The sequence below is a fragment of the Frankia sp. CcI156 genome, assembly GCF_001983015.1.
In the GTDB taxonomy this organism is placed as follows: Bacteria; Actinomycetota; Actinomycetes; order Frankiales; family Frankiaceae; genus Frankia; species Frankia casuarinae.
This window is the reverse complement of sequence record NZ_MOMD01000009.1, coordinates 1-24,285: the sequence shown is the minus strand read 5'-3', so window position 1 is coordinate 24,285 and position 24,285 is coordinate 1. Positions and strand designations below refer to the sequence as shown.

18 protein-coding genes and 2 tRNA genes are annotated in these 24,285 nt (G+C 70.2%); 3 read left to right on the top strand and 17 right to left on the bottom strand.

Annotation, left to right across the window (positions count from 1 at the left end; translation table 11 throughout):
- Positions 1 to 104: 104 nt before the first annotated feature.
- Complete coding sequence (gene rpmA, locus CcI156_RS04000; protein WP_011435665.1) at positions 105 to 371, bottom strand: 50S ribosomal protein L27; 267 nt, start codon at positions 369 to 371, stop codon at positions 105 to 107.
- 5 nt (positions 372 to 376) lie between these two features.
- Positions 377 to 694 carry a 50S ribosomal protein L21 gene (gene rplU / locus CcI156_RS03995; RefSeq protein WP_011435664.1) on the bottom strand — a complete coding sequence of 106 codons (318 nt, stop codon included), beginning with the start codon at positions 692 to 694 and terminating at the stop codon, positions 377 to 379.
- A 481-nt stretch (positions 695 to 1,175) separates the two neighbouring features.
- Here rplU and CcI156_RS03990 point away from each other — a divergent pair, with 481 nt between their 5' ends.
- Positions 1,176 to 1,805, top strand: a complete 630-nt coding sequence (locus CcI156_RS03990; RefSeq protein ID WP_254847263.1) for an MFS transporter — start codon at positions 1,176 to 1,178, stop codon at positions 1,803 to 1,805.
- A 133-nt stretch (positions 1,806 to 1,938) separates the two neighbouring features.
- Here CcI156_RS03990 and CcI156_RS03985 read toward each other — a convergent pair whose 3' ends face one another.
- The 10 genes from CcI156_RS03985 to CcI156_RS03940 form a co-directional block, all read right to left on the bottom strand.
- Positions 1,939 to 5,538 (bottom strand): Rne/Rng family ribonuclease, encoded by a 3,600-nt coding sequence (locus CcI156_RS03985; RefSeq protein WP_083342663.1) that lies wholly within the window; start codon positions 5,536 to 5,538, stop codon positions 1,939 to 1,941.
- A gap of 441 nt (positions 5,539 to 5,979) precedes the next feature.
- Positions 5,980 to 6,729, bottom strand: a complete 750-nt coding sequence (locus tag CcI156_RS03980; RefSeq protein WP_076804332.1) for a TIGR03936 family radical SAM-associated protein — start codon at positions 6,727 to 6,729, stop codon at positions 5,980 to 5,982.
- A complete protein-coding gene (locus CcI156_RS03975; protein WP_076804331.1) occupies positions 6,713 to 8,752 on the bottom strand; it encodes a TIGR03960 family B12-binding radical SAM protein in 2,040 nt (679 codons plus the stop codon). Before CcI156_RS03975 ends, CcI156_RS03980 begins: the two co-directional genes overlap by 17 nt.
- 108 nt (positions 8,753 to 8,860) lie before the next feature.
- On the bottom strand, positions 8,861 to 10,096 hold the full coding sequence (rodA, locus tag CcI156_RS03970) for a rod shape-determining protein RodA (protein ID WP_076804364.1): 1,236 nt from the start codon (positions 10,094 to 10,096) through the stop codon (positions 8,861 to 8,863).
- A gap of 116 nt (positions 10,097 to 10,212) precedes the next feature.
- A complete protein-coding gene (gene mrdA / locus CcI156_RS03965) occupies positions 10,213 to 12,402 on the bottom strand; it encodes a penicillin-binding protein 2 (RefSeq protein WP_076804330.1) in 2,190 nt (729 codons plus the stop codon).
- Complete coding sequence (mreD, locus tag CcI156_RS03960) at positions 12,399 to 12,941, bottom strand: rod shape-determining protein MreD (protein WP_076804363.1); 543 nt, start codon at positions 12,939 to 12,941, stop codon at positions 12,399 to 12,401. Before mreD ends, mrdA begins: the two co-directional genes overlap by 4 nt.
- Before the next feature lie 5 nt (positions 12,942 to 12,946).
- A complete protein-coding gene (gene mreC, locus CcI156_RS03955; protein WP_076804329.1) occupies positions 12,947 to 13,930 on the bottom strand; it encodes a rod shape-determining protein MreC in 984 nt (327 codons plus the stop codon).
- A 138-nt stretch (positions 13,931 to 14,068) separates the two neighbouring features.
- The gene (locus CcI156_RS03950; protein ID WP_011435655.1) at positions 14,069 to 15,100 is read right to left on the bottom strand and encodes a rod shape-determining protein; all 1,032 of its coding nucleotides are present in this window, start codon (positions 15,098 to 15,100) and stop codon (positions 14,069 to 14,071) included.
- Between the two features lie 436 nt (positions 15,101 to 15,536).
- Positions 15,537 to 15,950, bottom strand: a complete 414-nt coding sequence (ndk, locus tag CcI156_RS03945; RefSeq protein ID WP_011435654.1) for a nucleoside-diphosphate kinase — start codon at positions 15,948 to 15,950, stop codon at positions 15,537 to 15,539.
- 171 nt (positions 15,951 to 16,121) lie between these two features.
- The gene (locus tag CcI156_RS03940) at positions 16,122 to 17,552 is read right to left on the bottom strand and encodes a dihydrofolate synthase (protein ID WP_011435653.1); all 1,431 of its coding nucleotides are present in this window, start codon (positions 17,550 to 17,552) and stop codon (positions 16,122 to 16,124) included.
- Positions 17,553 to 17,729: 177 nt separating this feature from the next.
- Here CcI156_RS03940 and CcI156_RS03935 point away from each other — a divergent pair, with 177 nt between their 5' ends.
- Entirely contained in the window at positions 17,730 to 19,049 is a 1,320-nt protein-coding gene (locus CcI156_RS03935) for a folylpolyglutamate synthase/dihydrofolate synthase family protein (RefSeq protein ID WP_076804362.1), read from the top strand.
- 66 nt (positions 19,050 to 19,115) lie between these two features.
- Here CcI156_RS03935 and clpX read toward each other — a convergent pair whose 3' ends face one another.
- The 5 genes from clpX to CcI156_RS03910 form a co-directional block, all read right to left on the bottom strand.
- Positions 19,116 to 20,402, bottom strand: coding sequence for an ATP-dependent Clp protease ATP-binding subunit ClpX (gene clpX, locus CcI156_RS03930; protein WP_076804328.1), 1,287 nt, complete (start codon positions 20,400 to 20,402; stop codon positions 19,116 to 19,118).
- Positions 20,403 to 20,764: 362 nt separating this feature from the next.
- A complete protein-coding gene (locus tag CcI156_RS03925) occupies positions 20,765 to 21,418 on the bottom strand; it encodes an ATP-dependent Clp protease proteolytic subunit (protein ID WP_193359375.1) in 654 nt (217 codons plus the stop codon).
- Between the two features lie 83 nt (positions 21,419 to 21,501).
- The gene (locus CcI156_RS03920) at positions 21,502 to 22,143 is read right to left on the bottom strand and encodes an ATP-dependent Clp protease proteolytic subunit (protein WP_011435649.1); all 642 of its coding nucleotides are present in this window, start codon (positions 22,141 to 22,143) and stop codon (positions 21,502 to 21,504) included.
- A gap of 335 nt (positions 22,144 to 22,478) precedes the next feature.
- Complete coding sequence (gene tig / locus CcI156_RS03915) at positions 22,479 to 23,930, bottom strand: trigger factor (protein WP_076804326.1); 1,452 nt, start codon at positions 23,928 to 23,930, stop codon at positions 22,479 to 22,481.
- Positions 23,931 to 23,987: 57 nt separating this feature from the next.
- A tRNA-Pro gene (locus CcI156_RS03910) sits at positions 23,988 to 24,060 on the bottom strand.
- Between the two features lie 47 nt (positions 24,061 to 24,107).
- On the opposite strand from CcI156_RS03910, the gene CcI156_RS03905 reads away from it, so the two are divergent.
- Positions 24,108 to 24,181, top strand: a tRNA-Gly gene (locus CcI156_RS03905).
- Positions 24,182 to 24,285 lie beyond the last annotated feature (104 nt).

Here is a 24,285-nt window from a genome sequence, read left to right as displayed (position 1 = left end):
GGTGGTACGCGCGGCTGCTGGCTCACCAGTGATCGCCGATGATCGCCATCTGACGGCAACCAAGGCCACGCCGTCGAACCGACGGCGTGGCCTTGACGATCAGATTAAGCGGGTACCGCCGCCTCGGCCACCACGTTCACGACCCGACGGCCCCGCCGATGGCCGAAYCGCACGTGCCCGGGCGAGAGCGCGAACAGCGTGTCGTCCTTGCCGCGCCCGACCAGATCACCCGGGTGGAAATGGGTCCCGCGCTGACGGACGATGATCTCGCCGGCCTTCACGTACTGGCCGCCGAAGCGCTTCACGCCCAGCCGCTGCGCGTTCGAATCCCGCCCGTTGCGCGAGGAACTCGCGCCCTTCTTGTGCGCCATCCCGCTCAGGCCTTCCCGGTCTCGATGCCAGTCACCTTGAGACGCGTCAGCTTCTGGCGGTGACCCTGGCGCTTGTGGTAGCCGGTCTTGTTCTTGAACTTGTGGATCCGGATCTTCGGACCCTTGACGACGCCGACGACCTCGGCGGTGACCGCGACGGACGCGAGAGCGTCGGCGTCGTGGGTGACCGACTCGCCATCGACGAGCAGGAGCGCCGGAAGGTTCACGGCCGCGCCCGGCTCTCCGGAAAGGAGCTCGACGTCGACGACATCGCCGACGGCGACCCTGTGCTGCTTGCCGCCGCTGGCAACGACCGCGTACACCAGATCTCCCTGCTGTTGTTATGCCGCTGTGACCGCACGGAACCCGAAACGGCGTTCCCCGCGGAGCTTTGGGTGCGCATGGGCCGCGATCGACCGGAACGCGGACGATCAGCGGTCATCCAGCGAGCATTGCCCGCTAGCGAGCATCGCCCCATCCGGATGAGCATGCGGACTCCACCTTACAGGTCATCGGGAGCGGAGCGAAGGAGCGCCCGCCGCATACCGCGCATTCCGTCCCGCGCATCCCCCGCACGGCGGTCGCGTGTCCCGCACCCGACGGGCCCGCCGGGCGGATCTCATCGCGGGTCCTCGCCCCGCTCGTCCGGGTCATATCCAGGGATGACCCGGACGGGCCATGGTGTAGGCCACTGAGGAGAGAGAAGCATGGATCGTCCACATGGCGGAGTTCCACGATGGATCGTGAGGCTTCGGCGCCGGGAATGAGATCGCGTCGGGGGTGACGAGGATGTACTGGCAGCTGGTGATCTGGGSCGCGGGAGCCGGTACCGCCGTCGCTCTGGCTGTCGTCTGCCGCCCGGCGGCCACCGCCGCCCGTCGTTACGGCTCGGTTCCCGRCACGGTCCCCGCCGCGACGGGCGCGCTGACCGTGCTGGTCGTCGTYGGTCTCACCCTCACGGCCTTCGCCGGCCTACCGCCCTGGGCAGGCGCCTGTTGGACGCTGGGCACCGCGGCCACGGCCGGATGGATCGCGCTGCGCCGGCGGGGTCCATCCGCGTGGGGATTGCCCGATTCCGGGATGAAGGGCCGGCCGTCCGGTGGTCTCGAGGCGGGAGAGGCGGGAGAGGCGGGAGACCCGGGAGAGGCGGCCGATCCCGCCTACGCGGCCGATGAGCCGGTCCTACGCGGTCGGATGATCCCGAACCTCGCCGATCAGGACGATCTGGTGCAGTCGCTGACCATCGCCTCCTATGCCCTGCAGATGGGCGATCCAGGACGGGCCCGTCAGGCGATCGAGGTAGCCTTGTCCCGTTCCCGGGCCACCCTCGACCTGCTACTGCGGGAGAATGCCGGCCGCGGGCTCGTGCGCCCGGGCCCGGCCGCCGGGCCGAGTCGGGCCGGGCCGAGTCGGGCCGGGCCGACCGCCGCCTGAACGGCCGGTCCGGCTCTCCGCCAAGCCTCGATCAGCTGGGGGCGCCCACGACGAGCATCCCACGCCGGACGCCGCGGGGTCCTTCCGCTCCAGAGACAAGCTGACGGACCAGCGGCACCGGATCTCTGGCGGGTCAGGCGCTCGGGGGTTCCGCCGAGGGCACGGACTCCAGCGACTCGGCCGGCTTGGACACCGGCCGGGAGGCCCGCCGTCGTCGGCCCCGGGCCGGTTTGCCCACAGTGGACAAGGCGTTGTCCGCGGTCGCGAGGCTGTCGGGATCATCGGAGTTGGCGTACACCGGCGGCAGGGCCTCCTCGAGGCCGCCCGCGCCGGAGCCACCGCCAGCGGGCACATGCCCGTTCGACCCGGCTGGGGAACCGGCTGCCCCGAGTCCCGGGGCGGCGGCAGCTGCGGCCCCGCCCGCCGGCCCCGCCGCACTGTCGGCCGCATGCGCGGGCTCGGGCGCGGGCACCGTATCCGCGGCGGTAACGCCCGCGGTGGCTATCGCACCCTCGCCGGCCGTCACGGCGACGTTCTCCGCGGCGTCGGGCGTCGATGATGCGGCGGATCCGATGGGTTCGCCAGGTCCGCCGGACGCCTCGGATTCGGATGCGGACGTAGGCTCGGCCGACGCGGCGGCGATGATCGCGGGGCCGTCGACGGCACTCGTGGACACGGCACTCGTGGACACGGCACTCGCGGACACGGCACTCGCGGACGAGGAGCGGACCCGACGACCGGACCCGGACCCCTCCGCCGGCGCGGGCACCGCCACCGGAGTCGGCTGACCGGCACCGGACACAATGGTCCCGCTCGGCACGCCGGCTGCGGCGTGTGCACCGCTGCCGCCGTCGAGGTGGATGACCACCCCGCGGCCGTTGCAGTGCACGCACGGCTCGCTGTACGCCTCCAGCAGGCCCTGCCCCACCCGCTTGCGGGTCATCTGGACCAGCCCGAGGCTGGTCACCTCGGCGACCTGGTGCCGGGTACGGTCCCGGCCAAGGCACTCGGTGAGCCGGCGCAGGACCAGTTCTCGGTTGCTCTCCAGAACCATGTCGATGAAGTCGATGACAATGATGCCACCGATATCCCGCAGCCGCAACTGACGGACGATCTCCTCGGCGGCTTCCAGGTTGTTCTTGGTGACCGTCTCCTCGAGGTTGCCGCCCTTGCCGGTGAACTTGCCCGTGTTGACGTCGATGACCGTCATCGCCTCGGTCCGGTCGATGACGAGCGATCCACCCGAGGGCAGCCAGACCTTGCGGTCGAGGGCCTTGGCGAGCTGCTCGTCTACCCGGTACTCGGCGAAGACGTCACCGGTTCCGGTGTAGCGGCGGATCCGCGACCGCAGGTCGGGAGCCACTGTGTCGATGTACTCCTCGATCGTGATGGCCTCACCCGAGCCCTGGACGACCAGCTCGGTGAAGTCCTCGTTGAAGATGTCCCGGATCACCCGGACGACCAGGTCCGGCTCGCCGTAGAGCAGCGAGGGCGCCGACGCCTTCTTCGCCTTGCGCTCGATGTCCTCCCATTGGGCGGCGAGCCGCTCGATGTCGCGTTCCAGCTCGGCCTCGCTGGCACCCTCGGCTGCGGTGCGCACGATGACCCCACCGTCCTCGGGCGTGATTTTCTTCAGGATGCTCTTGAGCCGAGCTCGTTCGGTGTCCGGCAACTTGCGGCTGATCCCGGCGTTCTGTCCGTCCGGGACGAACACCAGGTACCGCCCCGGCAGACTGATCTGGCTGGTGAGCCGCGCGCCCTTGTGCCCGATCGGATCCTTGGACACCTGGACCAGGACCGACTGACCGGACTTGAGCACCTGCTCGATCTTGCGAGGCCGRCCGTCCAGCCCGGATGCGTCGTAGTTGACCTCGCCGGCGTAGAGGACGGCATTGCGTCCCTTACCGATGTCGACGAAGGCCGCCTCCATGCTGGCCAGCACGTTCTGTACTCGGCCGAGGTAGACGTTGCCCGCATAGGACGACGAGCTCGCCCGGGTCACGAAGTGCTCGACGAGTACCCCGTCCTCCAGCACGGCGATCTGGGTGCGCTCCCCCGCGTGGCGGACGACCATCCGGCGTTCGACCGACTCCCGCCGGGCCAGGAACTCCGCCTCGGTGACGATCGGTGGCCGACGCCGACCACTGTCGCGGCCCTCCCGGCGCCGCTGACGCTTGGCCTCCAGACGGGTGGACCCGCTCAGCCCCCGGACCAGGTCCTCGTCCTTGCGGGTCTCCCGGACGTGGACGACCGTGTTCGGCGGGTCGTCGGCGAGCGCCGGCTCGTCGCCGCCGGCGCGACGGCGCCGCCGCCGCCGACGGCGGGCCCCTCCCAGCCGGTCGTCCTCGTCCTCACCGTCACGCTCGGCACTTTCCTCCGCCGCGCCGGGGGTCGTCTCGGCGCCCTCATCCGACGCGACGGCGGGCACCGACCCGGTTCCCTGCCCGGCCACGGACGAGCCGTCCACACCGTCCGTGTCCTGTGCCACACCCTCGCGACCCGTGTCGTCCGCGGCCGCGGCGCCGTCCTCCGGGCCGGACTCCACGCCGTCCTCGTCGCCCCGGGCCCGACCACGACCACGGCGACCACGGCGCCGACGGCGGGTGGAGGCCGAGCCGCCCCCATCCGGGTCGTCGTCGAATTCGCTGTCCTCCTCGCCGCCCGTGAGGTCGCCCATCGTGTCGGGATCGGTCGTGTCGGGATCGGTGGCCACGTCCGCCTCGTCCCGGGGGTGAGCCGGTGCCTCGGCATGCCGCCGCTCGGCGGACGGGAACGCCGTGCCCGCCACGGCATCCACCGCGGTGGCGGCGGATCCGAGTTCGGCGGCACGCCGCCAGCGAGCCTCCACGACCGCCGGTTCGGGAGCCTGGAAGGTCACCATGGCGGCCGGTCGCCGGAGCACGGGACGGATCATCGTCTCGACGACCGGCTCGTTATGGATCCCGGCCCAGGTCGGAGCGGTCGCCCGCCTGGCCCTTGTCGCCGCGCTCCGGGTGCTGCCGGCCTCGGGCTCGGCAGAGCTCGGCTCGGCAGAGCTCGGCTCGGCAGATCTCGACTCAGCGGTCGACTCCCGGGCCGCCGGCTCGGCGACGCCGGGCTCGTCGGTCCCGGGCTGCGCGGACTCCGGTTCCGTGGGCCCAGGCGTGTCCGTAGGCCCGGATGTGTCCGTAGGCCCGGGCGTGTCGGGAGCCGACGCCACGGCGGCGGTCGAACCCGCGGGTACACCGACGGACCCGGTCGCACCGACATCCGGCATCGCCGGACCGAGGATGGTCGCATCGCCAGGCCCGGCGGCGACCGGCCCGGCCGCCGCGGTGCCGGACCCGGCCGGGTCCGGCACCGCGGCAGCGGGCGTCATCAGTCCGGAGATGGCACGACGGGCCCTGGTCCGTTTCGGCTTCGCAGCGACGTCCGGCGATACGACGTCCCGCGGCGCGTCCTCGGTGGGAGGGGCGTCCTCGGCGGGAGGGGCGTCCTCGGCGGGAGGGGCGTCCTCGGCGGGAGGGGCAACCGGCACCTCGGTCACCTCACGCACCGCGCGGCGGCTGCGTGCCGCCCGGGTGCGCCGCGCCGGCACCGGTTCGGTGGCCTCCACCGTGTCGTCCCGGGCCGTGTCGTCCCGGGCCGGGACGACAGTGACGGATTCGACGGTGGCGGGTTTATCGACCGGACCTGGTTCGCCGACCGGGGTGGTCGAGGGAGCGTCGGCTTCGGTGGTATCCGCCGGTTCCATCCTGGCCCTGGCGGAGCCGCGGGTCATCCGGGCGCGGGTGGTCGAACCGGCGTCCCGGCGACGGCGCCGGCCCTCGGCCGGCGCCGAGGGTGCGTCGCCGGAGGTCTCGTCTCGAAGGGGCCCGCCCGGGACCTGTGCGACGGCCGGGTCGTCCGGAACCGGATTCCCGGCTGGCGCCACATCGGTCACGTTCGGCCCGGCGGTGGCATGGTCGTCGGCGGGTGGGCCTGCCGCTCGTCCCGCGGCCCTGCGCCTACGCGCCGCCGGTCGGGTGGGCTCGGATTCAGTCTGGATGGTCAGATCGTCGTCGGGCACGGGTTAAGAAGCCTCTCGGGCTCCCGGGCGCGCTGCTCATGCAGTCGCGACCGCGCAGAAGCCACTGTCTCGGTCCGGCGCGGGTACCGCCGGGGAATCCTGCGACGCCCTGCAACACGCTGAGGTTCAACCCACCAGCCGGCCAGCGCCGTTGCGGTCCTGCGCCAGCGGGTCCGCCACAGTGCCGTCCTCACACAGTCGGCCCTGTTCGAGCCGGGTGGACTCGGGCGGCGCCGACGAGCGCAGGCCGGCTACCACGCCTAGGGCGGTCAGCACGTCGTCTGGTCGTACAGCGGGCGTCGTGTGCCGCACGACCATCTCCAGTATCGCACACGTGTCGTTCTCTGCGCGGCAAACGGCGGAGACCACTGCCGCGCGCACATCGAACCGTCGCCTGCCGTCCTTCGTCGCCCGCTCAACTTCGACCACGTCGCGGCGCAACAGCTCCCGCACGGCGGCGGAGACCTCCGGACCGGAGGCACCCGGCAACCGTACCGACCACCGCGAGGCGTCGATCCGCTCGGCGAGGCTGCCGCCTTCCGCCCGGTGGCACGCGAGCACGTCCAGCCCCGGCGGAAGAACGGCGTCCAGGCCGACCCGCAGCGCCTCCGGATCGACCGAGGCTGCCAGGGCCAGCTCGACGTATTCGGCCTCACTGGCTGCCCCGGTCGGCGCGGCACCCAGCCACGAGATCCGCGGATGCGGACTGAATCCCGCCGAATAGGCCATCGGGACCCCGGCGCGGCGCAATGCGCGCTCGAACGTTCGCGCCACGTCCCGATGTGAGAGGAATCTCAGCCGGCCCCGCTTCGCGAAACGAAGTCGCACCCGTTCGACCACCGGCGGAGGCGGCGGCYCCTCAGGTCGCCGCGCCACTGCCCACCGGAGCCGGGGCGAGCCGCGGCGTGGTCGCGGGATCGGGTTGAATGGCCGGCTGYGGTCGCTCGGCCTGCCCGGACCCGGGGCCCTGGAGGTTCGACACCGCAAGCACGGGGAGCAGCCGACGTCCGGTCGGGCCGATCTGGGTGTCGGTGCCCATCGTTGGACAGACCCCGCAGTCGTAGCAGGGTGTCCAGCGACAGTCATCGAGCTCATTCCCGCTCAGCGCATCCTGCCAATCAGCCCACAGCCAGTCCCGGTCGAGGCCCGCGTCGAGGTGATCCCAGGCCAGCACCTCGCGTTCGTCACGCTCGCGGGTGGTGAACCAGTCCAGCGACACCCCCAGCGGTTCGAGCTCCGCCGCGCACGCRGACTCCCAGCGTTCGAACGAGAAGTACTCGTTCCAGCCGTCGAAGCGGCCGCCGTCTCGCCAGACCCGTTCGATCACCGCAGCCACCCGGCGGTCACCGCGGGCCAGCAGGCCCTCGATGATGCCAGGCCGACCGTCGTGGTAACGGAAACCGATCGCCCGACCCACCTCACGATCGGCGCGCACGGCATCACGGAGCAGCTTCAGCCGGGCGTYGGTCACCTCGTGCGGCGCCTGCCCCACCCACTGAAACGGGGTGTGYGGCTTGGGCACGAACCCGCCGATCGACACGGTGCAGCGGATGTCGCGCTGCCCGCTGACCCGCCGACCGGCCCGGATGACCTCCCTGGCGAGGTCGGCGATCTCCAGCACGTCTTCGTCGGTCTCGGTCGGCAGGCCGCACATGAAATAGAGCTTCACCTGCCGCCAGCCGTGAGCGTAAGCGGTGCTAACGGTGCGGACCAGGTCCTCGGCACTGACCATCTTGTTGATGACCCGACGCAGCCGCTCGGAGCCGCCCTCGGGGGCGAAGGTCAGCCCGCTACGCCGGCCGTTACGGGAGAATTCGTTCGCGAGCGTGACGTTGAAGGCGTCCACCCGAGTGGACGGCAGACTCAACGAGACGTTGGCGCCCTCGTACCGGTCGGCGAGACCGGTGGCGATCTCGCCGATCTCGGTGTGGTCCGCGCTCGACAACGACAGCAGGCCGACCTCGGAGAAGCCCGTCGCGCGCAGCCCCGCGTCGACCATCGCACCGATGGTGGCGATGTTGCGCTCACGCACCGGACGGGTGATCATCCCGGCCTGGCAGAACCGGCAGCCCCGGGTGCAGCCGCGGAAGATCTCCACGCTCATCCGCTCGTGCACCGTCTCRGCGAGCGGGACCAGCGGAGCCTTCGGATACGGCCAGGAGTCGAGATCGGACAGCGTGTGCTTGCTCGGCCGGGCCGGCACGTCGTCCCGGTTGCGGGTGACCGACCGGATACGGCCGTCGGGCCGGTAGGAGACGTCGTAGAACGCCGGCACGTACACCAGGCGCCGGCAGGCCAGCCGGTGCAACAGCTCGCCCCGGCCACCGGGACTCCCGGCCGCCTTCCAGGCGCGAACCACGTCGGTGATGCCCAGCACGGCCTGCTCGCCGTCGCCGAGCACGACGGCGTCGACGAACGTGGCGATCGGCTCGGGATTGAAGGCGGCATGCCCCCCCGCGACGACCAGCGGATCGGCGTCGGTGCGCTCGGCCGCGTGCAACGAGATCCCGGCAAGATCGAGTGCCGTCAGCAGGTTGGTATACCCGAGTTCGGTGGCGAAGCTGACGCCCAACAGGTCGAAATCGCCCACCGCGCGGTGGGCGTCCACCGTGAACTGCGGCAGCCCGTGCTCGCGCAGCAACGCTTCCAGGTCCGGCCACACCGAGTAGGTGCGCTCGGCGAGCACATCCGGCTGCTCGTTGAGGATCTCGTACAGAATCTGTAGTCCCTGGTTGGGCAGGCCGATCTCGTAGGCGTCCGGATACATCAGGCACCAGCGGACGGCCGCGGAGTCCCAGGGTTTGACCGTGGAGTTGCCTTCGCCTCCGACGTACTGCACGGGCCTTCGCACCCGCGGGAGCAGCGGCTCCAGGCGAGCGAACAGCGACTGTCCGGACATGCATGCGAGCCTACGGCACGCGCCAGGTCCACCTCGACGCTCGGCCGACCCGGGAAGCGCGGCCGACCCGGGAAGCGCCGCCGACCCGGGAAGCGCCGCCGAGCGAGCTCAGGAGGCATACGGGTCCGATCGGGATCGCAGCCGCACGTTCTGCAGGAGTCCGACAGCAATCATKTTTGCGAACATCGACGAACCGCCGTAGGAGAGAAAAGGCAACGGCAGGCCGGTGACCGGCATGATGCCCAGGCACATGCCGATGTTGACGAACGCCTGGAAGGTGAACCAGGAGACGACCCCGGTGGCGACGAGCGCGCCGAAGGAGTCCTGCGAGCCGAAGCCGATCGACAGGGCCCGCCACAGAACCACGCCGAGCAACACGATGATTCCGCCACCCCCGAGATATCCCAACTCCTCCCCCGCGACACTGAACACGAAGTCCGTCTGCTGTTCCGGGACGAACTGGCCCTGGGTCTGCTGGCCGTGCAGCAGGCCCCGTCCGGAGATTCCGCCGTTGGCGATCGCGATCATCGCCTGGTCGACGTTGTAGCCCGTGCCGGACGATGYCTTGTTCTCGGAGACGAACGAGGTCAGCCGGGCCTCCTGGTACGGCTTCAGAAGATGGAACTGGAGGATCGCGCCGCCGAACAGCACACCGCAGAGGATCAGCCCCAGCACCCATCGGCGCGGCGCGCCGCTGACCGCCAGCATGCCGAGGGTGGTGAAGACCAGAACCATGACGGTACCGAAGTCCGGCTGCAACATGATCAAGCCGATCGGGACCACGGCGAGCCCGAGCACGAGCAGCACGTCACCRTGGCCAGGGGCGCCGCGCCGGACTCCCGTGTGCCGGTCCTCGTGTTTCTCACCGAGGATCATCGCCGCGCCGACCACGAGCGCCATCTTGGCGAACTCGGACGGCTGCAGCTGGAAGCCGGCAGGCAGCACAATCCACGAGTGTGCGCCGTTGATCGTCGAACCGAACAGGAGTACCGCGACGAGCCCGACGAGCGAGCCGAGATAGACGAAGGGCGCGTAGGCCCGCACCGCCCGGTAGTCGATGACGGTCGCAACCGCGCCGAGCACCAGCCCGATGGCCAGGTTCAGCAGGTGCCGATCGAGGAAGGTGTTGGGATCACTGCCCGCCTCGCTGAGCCGCTGGCGGGTCGCCGACCAGACCAGCAGAGCACCGAGAACGGACAACGCGATGACGCAGAGCTGCAGCGGCCAGTCGAGCCGGCGCAGCGGCGAGTGGGGCCCGGAAGCCCTCTCCCGCAGGTGCCCGATCCGCCCCCGGATGGGCACCGGAGACGATCGAAGTGCGGTGGGTCCCGCTTCGTCTACCACTGCGCCTCCCGCCACCACCGTCACGCCGACACGACATTCACGTCCTGGGCTCCCACCCCATCCCCCGAGACCCCGCCCCCATCCCGAGGCGCCGTCCTCACGGCACGAGGTGGCCGTCAGGGCGGCGCCCGGCCCGTCGCCGTCACGCCCGCGCCGCTGGTGCCGGGCAGGGGGGCGGCCGGGCCCGGCGCCGATCCGGCCGGCGAGGCCAGCGTCGCGGGGGCGGGCTGCGGTGACGCCGCCGCGATCGTCCCGTCCCGGTTGAGCTTCGGCAGCCCGGCCGGCGGTTTCCCACCCGGCATCGCCGCCGGCCGGCCGACACCGTAGATTGCCTGGTAGATCTGTTTGGCCACCGGAGCCGCGAACTCCGCGCCGGTCCCGGAGTCCGGGATGGTGACCACGACGGCGAACTGGGGGTCGTTCGCCGGCGCGAAGGAGGCAAACCAGGAGGTGTCCCCTTTACCCTCAACCTCGGYGGTTCCGGTCTTCGCCGCGATCGGGACGACGTCGCTCGGCCAGTCCGCGAAGACGCCGGTGGCGGTGCCCCCGCCCTCCGTCGTCACCCCGCGCAGGCTGTCCCGGATGTAGGCGAGGTTCTCCGGTGAGACCGGCAGCGTCCCGGCCCGGCGCGGCGCGAAGGTCCTGACGACCTTGCCGTCCGGAGACACGGTGGCCTTGGCGAGGGTGGGCTTGTACAGGGTGCCGCCGTTGGCGATGGCCGCGTAGGCGACGGCGAGCTGCAGCGGGCTCAGCGACAGGTACTGGCCTTGGCCGATCGCGAACTGGGTGGCGGCACCGGCGTTGTACAGGTAGCCGTCAACGCACGCCTCGGCGGCGTACTTGCGGTACCGCTCGGCCTTGGCCGGGTCGGGTTCCTCCGGGTAGCCGTTCTTGGCCCGCCGGCAGTAGGAGTCCTTGAGCTCCGCCCAGATCGCCTTGGCGCCGGCGCGGTCGACGACGGAGCCCCGCGTCTCGCCGGGCAGATCCAGCCCGGTGGTCCGGCCGAAGCCCATCGCCTGGGCCATCTTGACGAAGTATTCTTTCGGGGGGGAGTAGGGCCCACGGCCGTTACGCAGCCCGCCGTCCGCGAGCCAGGCGTCGTAGGCGAACTTGTCGAAGATGACGTCACAGGAAATGACCAGCGCCTGGTGCAGGGTGATCGGACCGGCCGACTCGCCGTCGAAATTGTGGAAGACCTGGTCACCGATCTGCAGGCTGGGCGCGCAGTCGTAGCGGTCGTTCCCCTTGGCGCCCAGGTTCTGYATCGCGACGGCGGTGGAGATGGCCTTGAAGGTGGAGCCGGCCGGCCCCGACCCCTGGTAGGCCCGCGAGAGCAGCGGGATGCCGTTCGCGGGATCGGACAGCGCCCGGTAATCGCTCTCCGAGACCCCACCGCTAAAGACCGACGGGTCGTAGGACGGCAGGCTCGCCATCGCGATCACCCCGCCGGTGCGCACGTCCAGCACAACCGCGGAGGCGGTGCGCGGGCCGCCCCCGAGCTTCTTGATCGTTTCCGTCAGCGCCTGCTCGACCGCCTGCTGCACGTCGAGGTCGAGGTTGAGCACCAGGTGGTCACCGCTGAGCGGCGCGATGGTCGACGCGGTACCGGCCACCCGGCCGAACCGGTCCACCTCCAGGCGTTCCACCCCGTCGGTGCCGCGCAGCTCGTCGTCATAGGTGCTCTCCAGACCGGCGACGCCGATCAGGCTGTTGAGGTGGTAGCCCTTCTCATCCCCCTGCTTGTCGARCTGGTCCTGACTGACCGGCGCGAGATAGCCCAGCTCGTGCGCGGCCAGCGCGCCATGCGGGTACTCGCGGACGGCCTGCAGGTCGGCGGAGACACCGGGGAAGCGGTCGGGATGTTCGATGACGGCGAGGGCCTGCCGCGGACTGACGTCCTTGGCGACCGGTACCGGCTGGTAGGGCGATYCGTTCCAGCAGGGCGGCTTCACCTGGGCGCTACAGAACCGGATTCGCCGGGCGAGCTCGTCCGCGGGGGTGCCGATCACCGCGGCGAGGCGGGCGAGGACGGCCCTGCCCTGGTCGGCCTGCCGATCCGTGGTCGACCGGTTCACCGAGATGACCAGCGACGTAYGGTTTCGGACGAGGGCCTGCCCCTTGTCGTCAAGGATCATCCCCCGGGTCGCGGGCGTCACCACCTCGCGGACCCGGTTGGTCTCGGCAACCCGGCGGTAACGGTCACCGTCCAGGATCTGGAGCACCCACAGCCGCGCGCCGAGTGTGATGAGCAGGGAGACGACCAGCACGCGCAGCAGCAGGACGCGGACCCGCATCCGGTCGTTCACCGCGGCTCCCGCCGTCGACCGCCGGCCAGCCGCCGGGAGCCCGCGAGCAGCAACGGGAACAGGAACGGGGTGAGCAGGAGGGCGTAGACGCCGGCTACCAACGCCCGCAGCACAGCCTGACCTCCCGTCAACGCCGCCTCACCGAGGATCGAGGTGGTGGCGGCGTATCCKAGAGTGCCCAGCACACTCGCCCCACCGATCGCCGCCAGGGGAACCACCACCGACCGCTCCGCCGCATCCATCGCCAGTCCGACAGCGTAACCGATCAGACACAAAACGAGAGCAGTCTGACCGAGGACATGACTGGAGGACAGATCGGCCAGCAATCCCGCCACGAAGCCGGYGACCGCGCCGAGCAATGGCCCCTCGATCAGCGCGATCGCTGCCAACAGAACGAGCATKAGGTCAAGCCGGCCACCGGGCAGACCCAGCCGGGCGATCACGGAGACCTGGAGGATCAGGGCGACGGTCAGGAGCACGACCGCGGCCACGACGGCGCGCCCGCGCAGGGTCTCCTCAGGGCCGGCGATGCCCCACATCACGCTCAACCCGCTCCGCCCCCGACGCCGGATGCCGCCCCGGCCAATGATCCCCCCACCGGCGACCCAGCGGTGGGTGACAGCGGGGCCGGCGGAACGGACGCGGTCGGCGGAACGGACGCGGCCGGCTCGGTCGGCACCGGCCTGGGCGTCAGCACCCGGTCGCCGGGGTCGGCCGGTGGCTTGCCGACCACCACCCCGACCAGGTCCAGGGTGCCGACCGACGCGTACGGTTTGACCTCGGCGGTCCGCGACAGACCATCGACGTCAGTGACCTTGGTGACCATACCGATCGGGACGCCGGCGACGTAGTCGAGACTGCCGAAGGTGACCAGCCGATCACCTTTCTGCACCCGATATGAGGCGTCGTACAGCGTGAAGGTCAACGTGCCCGGTCCCTGCCCACCGGCCACGGCACCGAGCAGCTGGGTGCGTTCGAGCCGTGCTCCGATGTGACTACCCGGGTCGCAGGCCAGCCGGACGATTGCGGTGTGCTCGGTCACGCCGGACACCGTGCCGACCAGCCCGTCGGCATTGAGCACGGTCTTGTCGACCACSATGCCGTCGGCCCTGCCGGCGTTGATGGTGACGGTCCAGTCCGTCCCCGTCACGTCACCGACCGCAATCACCTTCGCCGGCACGATGGTGTACTGGCCCTTGTCCGCCAACAACCGGAGGTCGGCGAGTTCGGTCGACATCCGGCCGATCTCGGTGTCGTCGGCGATCTGGCGGCGCAGGCGGGCGTTCTCCTCCGCGAGTCGATCCGCCCGGTCGTGATAGCGGTTCGGATGCGTCAGGGAGGAGGCGGTCCGGCCAATCGGGCGGGTGACCGTCGTGACGCCGTTCTCGACCCCCCCGAAGATCGAGTGCAGAACCCCACGTGCTCCGGTGGCCGATCTCCCGGTCCGGTAGTCCAAGGTGATCAGAGTGAAGGCGATGATGAGCAGGGCGACGATCACCAGGCGAGATCGCCTCGTGCCACGGCCCACAACACCCTCCGAACACACTCTTACGCGATCCGGTGCCGCGTGGCGACGGCCACGCGGCACCAGGCACCGCTCCGGCTATATCCAATGGGAAGGGATCGGTCCAATGGGAAGGGATCGGCAAAGGCCCTGCGCAAGCGCCTAGCGCCGCGGCTCGGAGATCAGTACCTGCTGTAGGGCCTCGAACTCCTCCACACACTTGCCCGACCCCATTGCAACCGAATGCAGTGGATTCTCCGCGATGTGGATCGGCATGCCGGTCTCCTGCCGCAGCCGCTCGTCGAGACCGCGCAGCAGCGCCCCGCCGCCGGTGAGGACGATGCCGCGGTCCATGATGTCGCCGGAGAGCTCCGGCGGGCAGCGGTCGAGGGTCACCTTCACCGCGTCGATGACCGCGTTGACCGGATCCTCGATCGCCTTGCGGATCTCCTCCGCGGTCACCACGATCGTCTTCGGCAGTCCGGTGATCAGGTCACGCCCACGGATCTCGGCGCTGGGCTCGTCGGGAACCTTGTGCGCCGACCCGATCGCCATCTTGATCTCCTCGGCGGTGCGTTCGCCGAGCATCAGCGAGTACTCCTTCTTGACGTAGGAGATGATCGCGACGTCGAGTTCGTCCCCGGCGGTACGGATCGACTGGCTGGTGACGATGCCGCCCAGTGAGATCACGGCGACCTCGGTGGTACCCCCGCCGATGTCCACGACCATGTTGCCGGTCGGCTCGTGCACCGGCAGACCAGCGCCGATCGCCGCGGCCATCGGCTCCTCAATGATGTAGACCTTGCGGGCGCCGGCCTGATAGCCGGCGTCCTTCACGGCCCGCTGTTCCACGCCCGTGATGCCGGAGGGCACGCATACGACCAGCCTGGGCTTGGCGAAATGGCGCCGCCGGTGCACCTTCTGGATGAAGTAGCGCAGCATCCGCTCGGTCGTCTCGAAGTCGGCGATGACGCCGTCCTTCAGCGGCCGCACGGCCACCACGTTGCCGGGCGTCCGGCCGATCATCCGCTTGGCGTCGGTTCCGACGGCGAGGATGCCCGAGGTGGTGGTATTGATCGCGACCACGCTCGGTTCGTTGAGGACGATCCCGCGGCCACGCACGTACACCAGCGTGTTGGCGGTACCGAGGTCGACGGCCATGTCACGACCGAGGAACGACAGCGAACTGGACATCGTCGGGTACCGACCTTCCCGGGGGATGCGGTCCTGGCCGCCTCCGGCGCGACCGACAGGCACGGCCTACCGAGGAGCCGGAGAAGCGCGTGGAACACGTAMAGAGTTCGTAGATCGGACAAGACGACCCGGGCGCCCACCGGGAATTCGACCACGGCCACCGACCACGACCCTGTCGGTTACCGCGACCCACCGGACACGCTCCGGGCAAGTACTTGAAGGGTAGACCGACACCGGGCCCCTCGCCGCCCCGGTCGGTGATGGGCCGGTTTCGTGTCACCCTTGGGCCGGAACCGCCCTGCGCACACCCATGAGTCACGAGGGCGACACGCCCACGGTCCCGGCCCGGCCAGGCCAGGCCAGGCCACCCGAAATCCGACCGGAGGCGTCTCGATGCGTCTCGGGAACGCCCCGGTCGGTGTGAACGGCTACGCGGTCAGCTCAGGCCCGGGAAGAAGAGGTCGATCTCCCGCTTGGCAGACTCCGGCGAGTCCGAGCCGTGCACGAGGTTCTGGCCGATCTCCAGCGCGTAGTCCCCACGCAGCGAGCCGGGCGCGGCCTTGACCGGATCGGTTGCGCCGATCAGCCCACGCGACGCCTCCACCGCACGCGGCCCCTCGGCCACGAGGGCCACCAGCGGCCCGGAGGTGATGAAGTCGACCAGTTCACCGAAGAACGGCTTGCTGGCATGCTCTCCGTAGTGCGTCTCGGCGACGGACCGCTCCAACGTGCGCAGTTCGAGCGCCACCAGAGTGAGCCCCTTGCGCTCGAGCCGGCCGACGACCTCACCGACGAGGCCACGGCTGACGCCATCGGGCTTGACCAGGATGAGGGTGCGCTCGACGGACACGGTACTCCTTCTCGATCATCGACYTCGTCGTCCTCGACGAGGGACCCAAGGATCCCTCGCCAACTTACAGGGTGCCCACGTCCGCACCGTGACGGGACCGCGGCGTCCCGGGAACGCCCCGCAACCGCATCAGGAACGCGTCGGGAACATGTCGGAAAACCCAGGAGGACGTCACGGACGCAGCAACGCCCGGGCCCGACCCACGACGGAGGCCGAACCGGTGACCACCACGCCGGCGCCACCCAGATCGGCGTCCTCCTCGGCGAGGCGCACCCCGGCGTCGAGCGCGTCGTCCAACCGGGGTACGACCTCCACCCGGTCGGAGCCGAAGACACCCACGGCGACCGCGGCGAGACCGTCGACCGGCAGCCATCCGGGCCCAGCACCGGCGGTGACCACCACCGTGTTCAGGACCGGCTCCAGGACGGCCAGGAGCTCCGCTGCCTCCCGCTCGGCGGCACCGTCCCGCTCGGCGGCACCGTCCCGCTCGCCACCACCGTCCCGAGCGGCGGCACTCTCGACCTCGCGCTCGATGGCGATGACCCCGACAAGGACGTCGAAGGTGAACGCCTCGTCGAGCGCCGCGGCCAGCGCGCCCGCCGCCACAGGCGAGCCGGCCACGTCAAGAATGATCGTCGGGGACCGGCGGACGACCTCCAGCCGGCCCCGGGAGTCCACCTCGGCAAAACCGGCGCGGACCGCATCGACGTCGAGTTGGTTGCGCCCGCCGCCGAGGAACGCCTCGACCGCGGCCAGCGCGACCGCCGCGTTATGGGCCTGATGCGCGCCGTGCAGCGGCAGGAAGATCTCCTCGTAGGTGCCGCCCAGCCCCTTCAGCGTGATCATCTGCCCCCCGACGGCCACCTGCCGGCCGAGTACACCGAACTCCAGCCCCTCCCGGGCGACCATCGCCCCGGTCTCGGCGGCGCGCCGCAGCAGCGCCTGCGCGGCGGGCAGGACCTGCTGGGCCAGCACGACCAGGGTGTCGGCGCGGATGACTCCCGCCGTCCGCGTGGTGATCCGGTCCAGGCCCGCCGCCGGCTCCCACTCGCCCACCGCCACGGGGGTGACGACCGACACCGGCGCGTCGAGCAGTGCGCTCAGCTCGCCGGCGTCGTCCCAGCCGGACTCGATCACGGCGAGGTCGGCGGGGGCGTCGGCGAAGGCGGCGAAGGCCACGGCGGCAAGCAGCTCGAAGGCGCTCAGCCGGCCGTCATCCTCGATCAGCGGCAGGTACGGCGCGATATCGGCGTAGGCGCGGCCGAGGACGTCGGAATCGATCGTGGCGTCGGCCAACCCCACCCGCTGCTCGGCCCCGAGCCAGCCCGGCGAACTCAACGATCCCGCGCGGATGCCGAACGAGTGCAGCAGTGCGGTGATCGCGGACACCGTGGAGCTCTTCCCCACCGAACCGGTCACCACGATGCTCGGAAGGGCCCGCTGCGGCTGGCCGAGCAGATCCAGCAGACGGCGCAGCCGGTCGAAGCCCGGCCGGGCGCGGATGTCGCGGCGTTGGGAGTACTCGGCCGCGAACGCGCGTGGACCCTCCCGCTCGTGATCAGGAGCATGGGTGGTTCCGGCGGTCCCGGCAGCGCCTGTCACATCCCCGATGGTACGGCCCGATGGGACGGGTCCACCGGGTTCACTCCCGCCTACGCAGGTGCCCACGCCGGTACCCGCGCTCCCCCGCAAAGGACGCGTCCGGCGCACCTGTCCGCGGACTACTGTCGACCCCAGGTCGAAGGAGGGCGAAACCAGCCGGTGAAGTGGAACCAGCCTGTGAAGTGGACGTACGAGTCGGCGTGGGCCGCCCTGAACAACACGGTGGATCTCGAAAAGCAGACGATGCCGGCGGGTCGGCCGGTGCCGAGCCTTGACCGGATGCGGGAGCTGGCGGGCCGGCTCGGGGATCCGCACCGGGCGGTTCCGCTGATCCACCTGACCGGCACGAACGGCAAGACCTCGACGGCGCGGATCATCTCGGCGCTGCTGGGCGCGGCGGGGCTGCGGGTGGGGCTGTACACCAGTCCGCATCTGGAGCGGGTGAACGAGCGTCTGGTCGTCGACGGCCGACCGATCGGCGACGAGGAGTTCGGACGCTGCGTGGGCACCGTCCTGGACGCGRCCGCCCCGATGAGTGGACGGCCCACCTTCTTYGAGCTGCTGACGGCCACCGCCTTCCGATGGTTCGCCGACCTGGCCGTCGACGTCGCCGTGGTCGAAGTGGGCCTGCTCGGTCGCTGGGACGCCACGAACATCGCCGACGGGCGGGTCGCGGTCGTCACCAGCATCGGCGCTGATCATCTGGACTACGCCGGGAGTATGGCGGGCGTGGCCCGCGAGAAGGCCGGGATCGTCAAGCCCGGCAGTCACCTGGTGCTCGGCGAGGTGGACCCCCGCTTCGACGACATCTTCGCCCGGACCCCGGCCACGGACGTCCTGCGGCTGGGTCGGGACTTCGCCGCGGTCRCCGGCCACCCGGACGCGGCGGGTCGACGGGGCGGTTTCCGCACCCCGCAGGCGCGCTACGACGACGTGCGACTGTCCCTGCACGGTTCCTATCAGGATGCCAACGCGGCGTGCGCCCTGGCCGCCGTGGAGACCTTCGTCGGTCATTCCCTCCCCGACGTCGTGGTCCGGACCGGTCTCGGGGGCGTCCGGGCGCCGGGACGCCTGGAAATCGTGCGCGCACAGCCGCTGTGCGTGCTTGACGGGGCGCACAACCCGGCAGCGGGCGCGGCGCTCGCCCGGTCCCTGCGTGAGGAGTTCCCCGGGCGAGAGTGGACCGTCGTCTACGGGGCGCTGCGCGGTCACGACTACGAGGGGACTCTCGCGGAACTGCGCCACCAACCGATCAGCTCGCTGATCGCCTGCGAACCGGCGTCACCGCGGGCCATCCGCGCCGAGCACCTGGTCTGCGCGGCGCGGGCGCGGGCGATGCCGGCCCACGCCGCATCCGACGTCGGCTGCGCCGTCCGCCACGCCCTGCGGGACGCGGCGGGGCCGGGTGGGGCGATCCTGGTGACCGGGTCCTTCTACCATCTGGCTGAGGCCCGCCGGACCCTGACCGCGCTGGACCCGACGCACGGAATGCACTGAGTGACCCGACGCGCGGGCCGCGCCGAGTCGCACGGGACACGCCGAGTGGGCGCCGGGTAGGCGCCGTCAGGCCGACTTCTCCTGGCGGGGAGCCCGCTTGGACACGACGTCGCGCGGGACCAGCGTCGGATTGACGTGCTCCAGCACGACCTCGCGGGTGACGACGACCCGGGCCACATCCTTGCGGCTCGGGATGTCGTACATCACCGAGAGCAGGACCTCTTCCATGATTGCCCGCAGCCCACGAGCACCGGTCCCACGCAGGATCGCCTGGTCCGCGATGGCCTCGAGCGCGTCCGAGGTGAAGTCGAGGTCGACGCTGTCCAGCTCGAACAGCCGCTTGTACTGGCGGACGAGGGCGTTCTTCGGCTCGGTGAGGATGCGGATCAGCGCCTCACGATCCAGGTTGGACACGCTGGTGATCACCGGGAGCCGGCCGATGAACTCCGGAATCATGCCGTACTTCAGCAGGTCCTCGGGCATGATGTCGCCGAAGACATCGGATCCGTCCGGGTCGTCCTTGCCGTRCAGTACGGCGCGGAAMCCCAGYGACTTCTTGCCGATCCTCGACTCGATGATCCGGTCGAGCCCGGCGAACGCCCCGCCCACGATGAACAGCACGTTCGTCGTGTCGATCTGGATGAACTCCTGATGCGGGTGCTTGCGCCCGCCCTGTGGCGGCACGCTGGCCGTGGTGCCTTCGAGGATCTTCAACAGGGCCTGTTGCACGCCCTCACCGGACACGTCCCGCGTGATGCTCGGGTTCTCCGACTTCCGGGCGATCTTGTCGACCTCGTCGATGTAGATAATCCCGGTCTCGGCCTTTTTGACGTCATAGTCGGCGGCCTGAATGAGTTTGAGCAGAATGTTCTCGACGTCTTCCCCGACGTAGCCCGCCTCGGTCAGCGCGGTGGCGTCGGCGATGGCAAACGGGACGTTGAGCATTCGCGCGAGAGTCTGGGCGAGCAGCGTCTTGCCGCAGCCCGTCGGCCCGAGCAGCAGGATGTTGCTCTTCGCGAGCTCGACCTCGCCCTTGCTCCCGTCACCGCTGGATCCGCCCGCCTGGACCCGCTTGTAGTGGTTGTAGACCGCGACGGAGAGGGTCTTCTTCGCCGTCTCCTGCCCCACCACGTAACTGTCGAGGAACTCGTAGATCTCGCGCGGCTTGGGCAGTTCGTCCCATTTGAGCTCGGAGGATTCGGACAGCTCCTCCTCGATGATCTCGTTGCAGAGATCGATGCACTCGTCGCAGATATAGACGCCAGGGCCGGCGATGAGCTTCTTCACCTGCTTCTGCGACTTACCGCAGAACGAGCACTTGAGCAGGTCACCGCCATCACCGATGCGTGCCACCGAGGACTCAGTCCCTTCGTCCAGACGATGGTGTCGCCTGCATGTCAGGGGCGGTTGACACCGCCCAGTCGTCGCGTGTCTGCCTGCAACCATCCCCGTGGGGACGGTACCCCGCCGARCCGTCCGGTGAGAGCCCAATCGCTCGGCTCATACCGGTCAGCCTACGGTCACCTTGGCCGCCCTCGCCCGTCCACGCAGTCCCATTAGGCCATCGCGTCACGGACGAGAACCGCTGACCGGGTTTCACCGCATCGGCGCGTCGGGTGTGGTAGCGGCCGACGGCCGACGACCGCGGGCCGGCCTCACGAGACGTCACGCCTCGCGAGGCTCCGACCGCGGGCTCGGACCGCCGGCCCGGCACCTCAGCGAGCGGTGGCGAGCCGGGAGGACTTCCGGGTCTTGATGACCTCGTCGATCAGGCCGTACTCCTTGGCCTCGTCGGCACTGAAGATCTTGTCACGCTCGATGTCCTTGCGGATGTCCTCTTCCTTCTTGCCGGTGTGGACGGCGAGCATCCGCTCCAGCAGAGACCGCATCCGCAGGATCTCCCGCGCCTGGATCTCGATGTCGCTCGACTGGCCCTCGCCCTGCGCCGACGGCTGGTGGATGAGGATCCGGCTGTTCTCCAGCGCGAACCGCTTCCCCGGCGTGCCCGCCGCCAGCAGCACCGCCGCCGCCGACGCCGCCTGACCCATGCAGATCGTCGAGATGTCCGGCCGCACGAACTGCATCGTGTCGTAGATCGCCGTCAACGACGTGAACGACCCACCCGGCGAGTTGATGTAGATCGAGATGTCCCGGTCGGGATCCTCGGACTCCAGGAACAGCAGCTGCGCCATCACGTCGTTCGCCGACACATCATCGATCTGCACACCGAGAAAGACGATCCGCTCCTTGAGCAGCTTCGAATACGGATCCATGCCGTACTCGCCGCGGGAGGTCTTCTCGATGATGTTCGGCAGGACGTAGCGGCCCTGCGGCTGGGCGGCTGCCTGGCGGGCCTGCTCGTGCCGCATTTGCTGGTACAGCTTGTCGTGGAACATGGTGGCTGCCTCCGGGACGGATGACGACGGTTCGATCCGGTGAGCGGGGGCTCCGCTCAGCTCACCGGGCCTTCGCTGGGAACCTGGCGGGCCTGCTGGACGACGTGGTCGACGAAGCCGTAGTCCTTGGCCTCCTCGGCTGTGAACCACCGGTCCCGGTCGGAGTCGCGCTCGATCTGCTCGATCGGCTGACCGGTGTGGAAGGCGATGCGCTCCTGCATCATCCGCTTGGTGTACAGCATCTGCTCCGCCTGGATGGCGATGTCGGAGGCGGTGCCCCCGATACCACCGGACGGCTGGTGCATCATGATCCGCGCGTGCGGCAGGGAGTAGCGCTTGCCCGACGCACCGGCGCAGAGCAGGAACTGCCCCATCGACGCGGCGAGACCGAGCGAGACGGTCGCGACATCATTCTCGACGAACTGCATGGTGTCGTAGATCGCCATACCGGCGCTCACCGACCCACCCGGCGAGTTGATATAGAGGAAAATGTCGCGGGTCGGATCCTCCGCGTTGAGCAGCAGGAGTTGCGCGCAGATCGCGTTGGCGATCGAGTCCTCGACGACCGAGCCGAGGAAGACGATGCGGTTGGCCAACAGACGGTTGAACACCTGGTCGTCGAACGCGGGTCCACCCTGACCGGGTGCACGAAGGTCCGGACCCGGAACCGGCAGGCGCGGGGCTGCGATGTTACTCACGGTCAGCTCCTCGACTTCCTCACATGGGACGGCTGATTGACCGGCTCGACACTATCTGTGACACGCCCCAGTTCCCGCCCTTCCCGCCCGATGTTCGCGCTGGGCGTGAGGACGGGCCAGCCCGGCCAGCCCGGGGCCGGTGGGCGCTCATGGCCAGCCGGGTGCGGGCTGGTTCGGCGCGGCGCCGTCCGGTCACGGAAGGCGGCGATGATGAGACGAACAGCGGGGCCGGCCACGGTTCCAGGTGGGAACGGTGACCAACCCCCACGGTTCGCCTGTTATGACCCGATGGTTGCTTCGGGAGGAACGCGACCGCGCCAGCGGCGAGGCGCTGATCAGCCGTTGCCGTCGGTCTCCGCCTCGACCGGCTCGACCGGCTCGACCGTGGCGTCCCCGTCCCCGGGGGCGACGGCCTCCGCCGCGACGGTGACATCGCGGTCATGATCGGCGTCGGCATMGGTGTCCGGCTGCGAACGGGCTGGCAAAGCGAGCTCGACGGGGGTCCCCGCACCGTCGACGACCTTGGCGTTCTCCAGCAACAGGAAGAGCGCCTTGGTCCGCAGGACGTCGGCCATCAGGGCCGTGAGACCCTCGCCCTGCGCAAGCTGCTGAGCGTAGACGTCCGGCTRCACCCCGGAGCGCTGAGCGCGCAGGATGAGCTGCTCCATCAGCTCGCCCTGGTCGATCCCGATCGACTCGGCATCGATCACCGCGTCCAGGATGAACTGGGAGCGGATCGCCTTGCCGGCGGACTCGCGGACCTCCGCGTCGAACTCCTCCTCGGTCTGGCCGAGGGTCTCCAGGTAGGACGGGCGGTCCGTGCCGATGTACTCCAGCTCGCGGGAGAGGCGGTGCTCACGGGCCTCGATCTCGCCGGCGAGCAGCGAGCCGGGCACCGGCACCTCCACCCGCTCCAGGAGGCTTTCCAGCAACTTCTCCCGGGCCTGGCCGACCTGTTCGGTGCGGCGCGACTGCTCCAGGCGCGTCCGGATGTCCGCGCGCAGCTCGTCGAGGGTGTCGAACTCGCTGGCGGTGGTCGCGAAGTCGTCGTCCAGGGCCGGGAGCTCCTTCTCCTTGACCCCGCGGACCGTCGCCGTCACCTGGGCGGGCTGACCKGCTTGCTCACCGGAGAGCAGCTCCGTGGTGAAGGTGCGGGTCTCGCCGTCCGTGGCGCCGATGATCGCGTCGTCGAGACCCTCGACCAGGTTGCCGCTACCGACCTCGTAGGACAGCCCGGTCGCCTCGGCACCATCGATCGGCGTGCCGTCCGCCTCGGCGGACAGGTCGAGCGAGACGTAGTCACCCGCCTGCACGGCCCGCTCCACCGGCGTGAGCACCGCGAAACGATCACGCAGCGCGCCGAGCTGCTCCTCGACCTGCTCGTCGGTGACCTCGACGGCGTCAACGGTGATCTCAAGCTCCGAGAACTCCGGCAGAGTCACCTCGGGCCGGACATCCACCTCGGCGGTGAAGACGAGCTGGCCGCCGTCGGCGAACTCGGTGATGTCCACCTCGGGCCGGGACAGCACATCGACCTCCTCGGCCTGCACGGCCTCGGAGTAGAGCTGCGGCAGCGCCTCCTGGACGGCCTCGTCCAGGATGACACCCCGGCCTAGCCGCTGGTCCAGGATGCGCGGCGGGACCTTGCCCGGCCGGAAGCCCGAGACCCGGACCTGGCGGGCAAGCTTGCGATATGTGGCCTCGAGCGAGGGCTTGAGCTCGTCGAAGGGCACCTCGACAGTGAGCTTGACCCGGGTCGGGCTGAGGGTCTCCTTGGTGGCCTTCACGGCGCGGCGGTCTCCTGGTACGACGTTGGACAGGGGGTGACACGCCGAGGGTATCGGTCGGGGCGGGGAGACTCGAACTCCCGATCTCCTGCACCCAAAGCAGGCGCGCTAGCCACTACGCTACGCCCCGAGGCGTCGCCTGCTCATTCTACGGGGTAAGCTCGCATCGATCACCTCGCGGGTGTAGCTCAATGGCAGAGCCCCAGCCTTCCAAGCTGGCCATGCCGGTTCGATCCCGGTCACCCGCTCCACTCTGGGTCAACCGTGTCCGCGCGGAGGCGGACCTTGTCGTTCCGCCATGTCCACCGGGCGGGCCGAACCCCCCGAACCCCCCACGTACCGAACAGACCCGGCT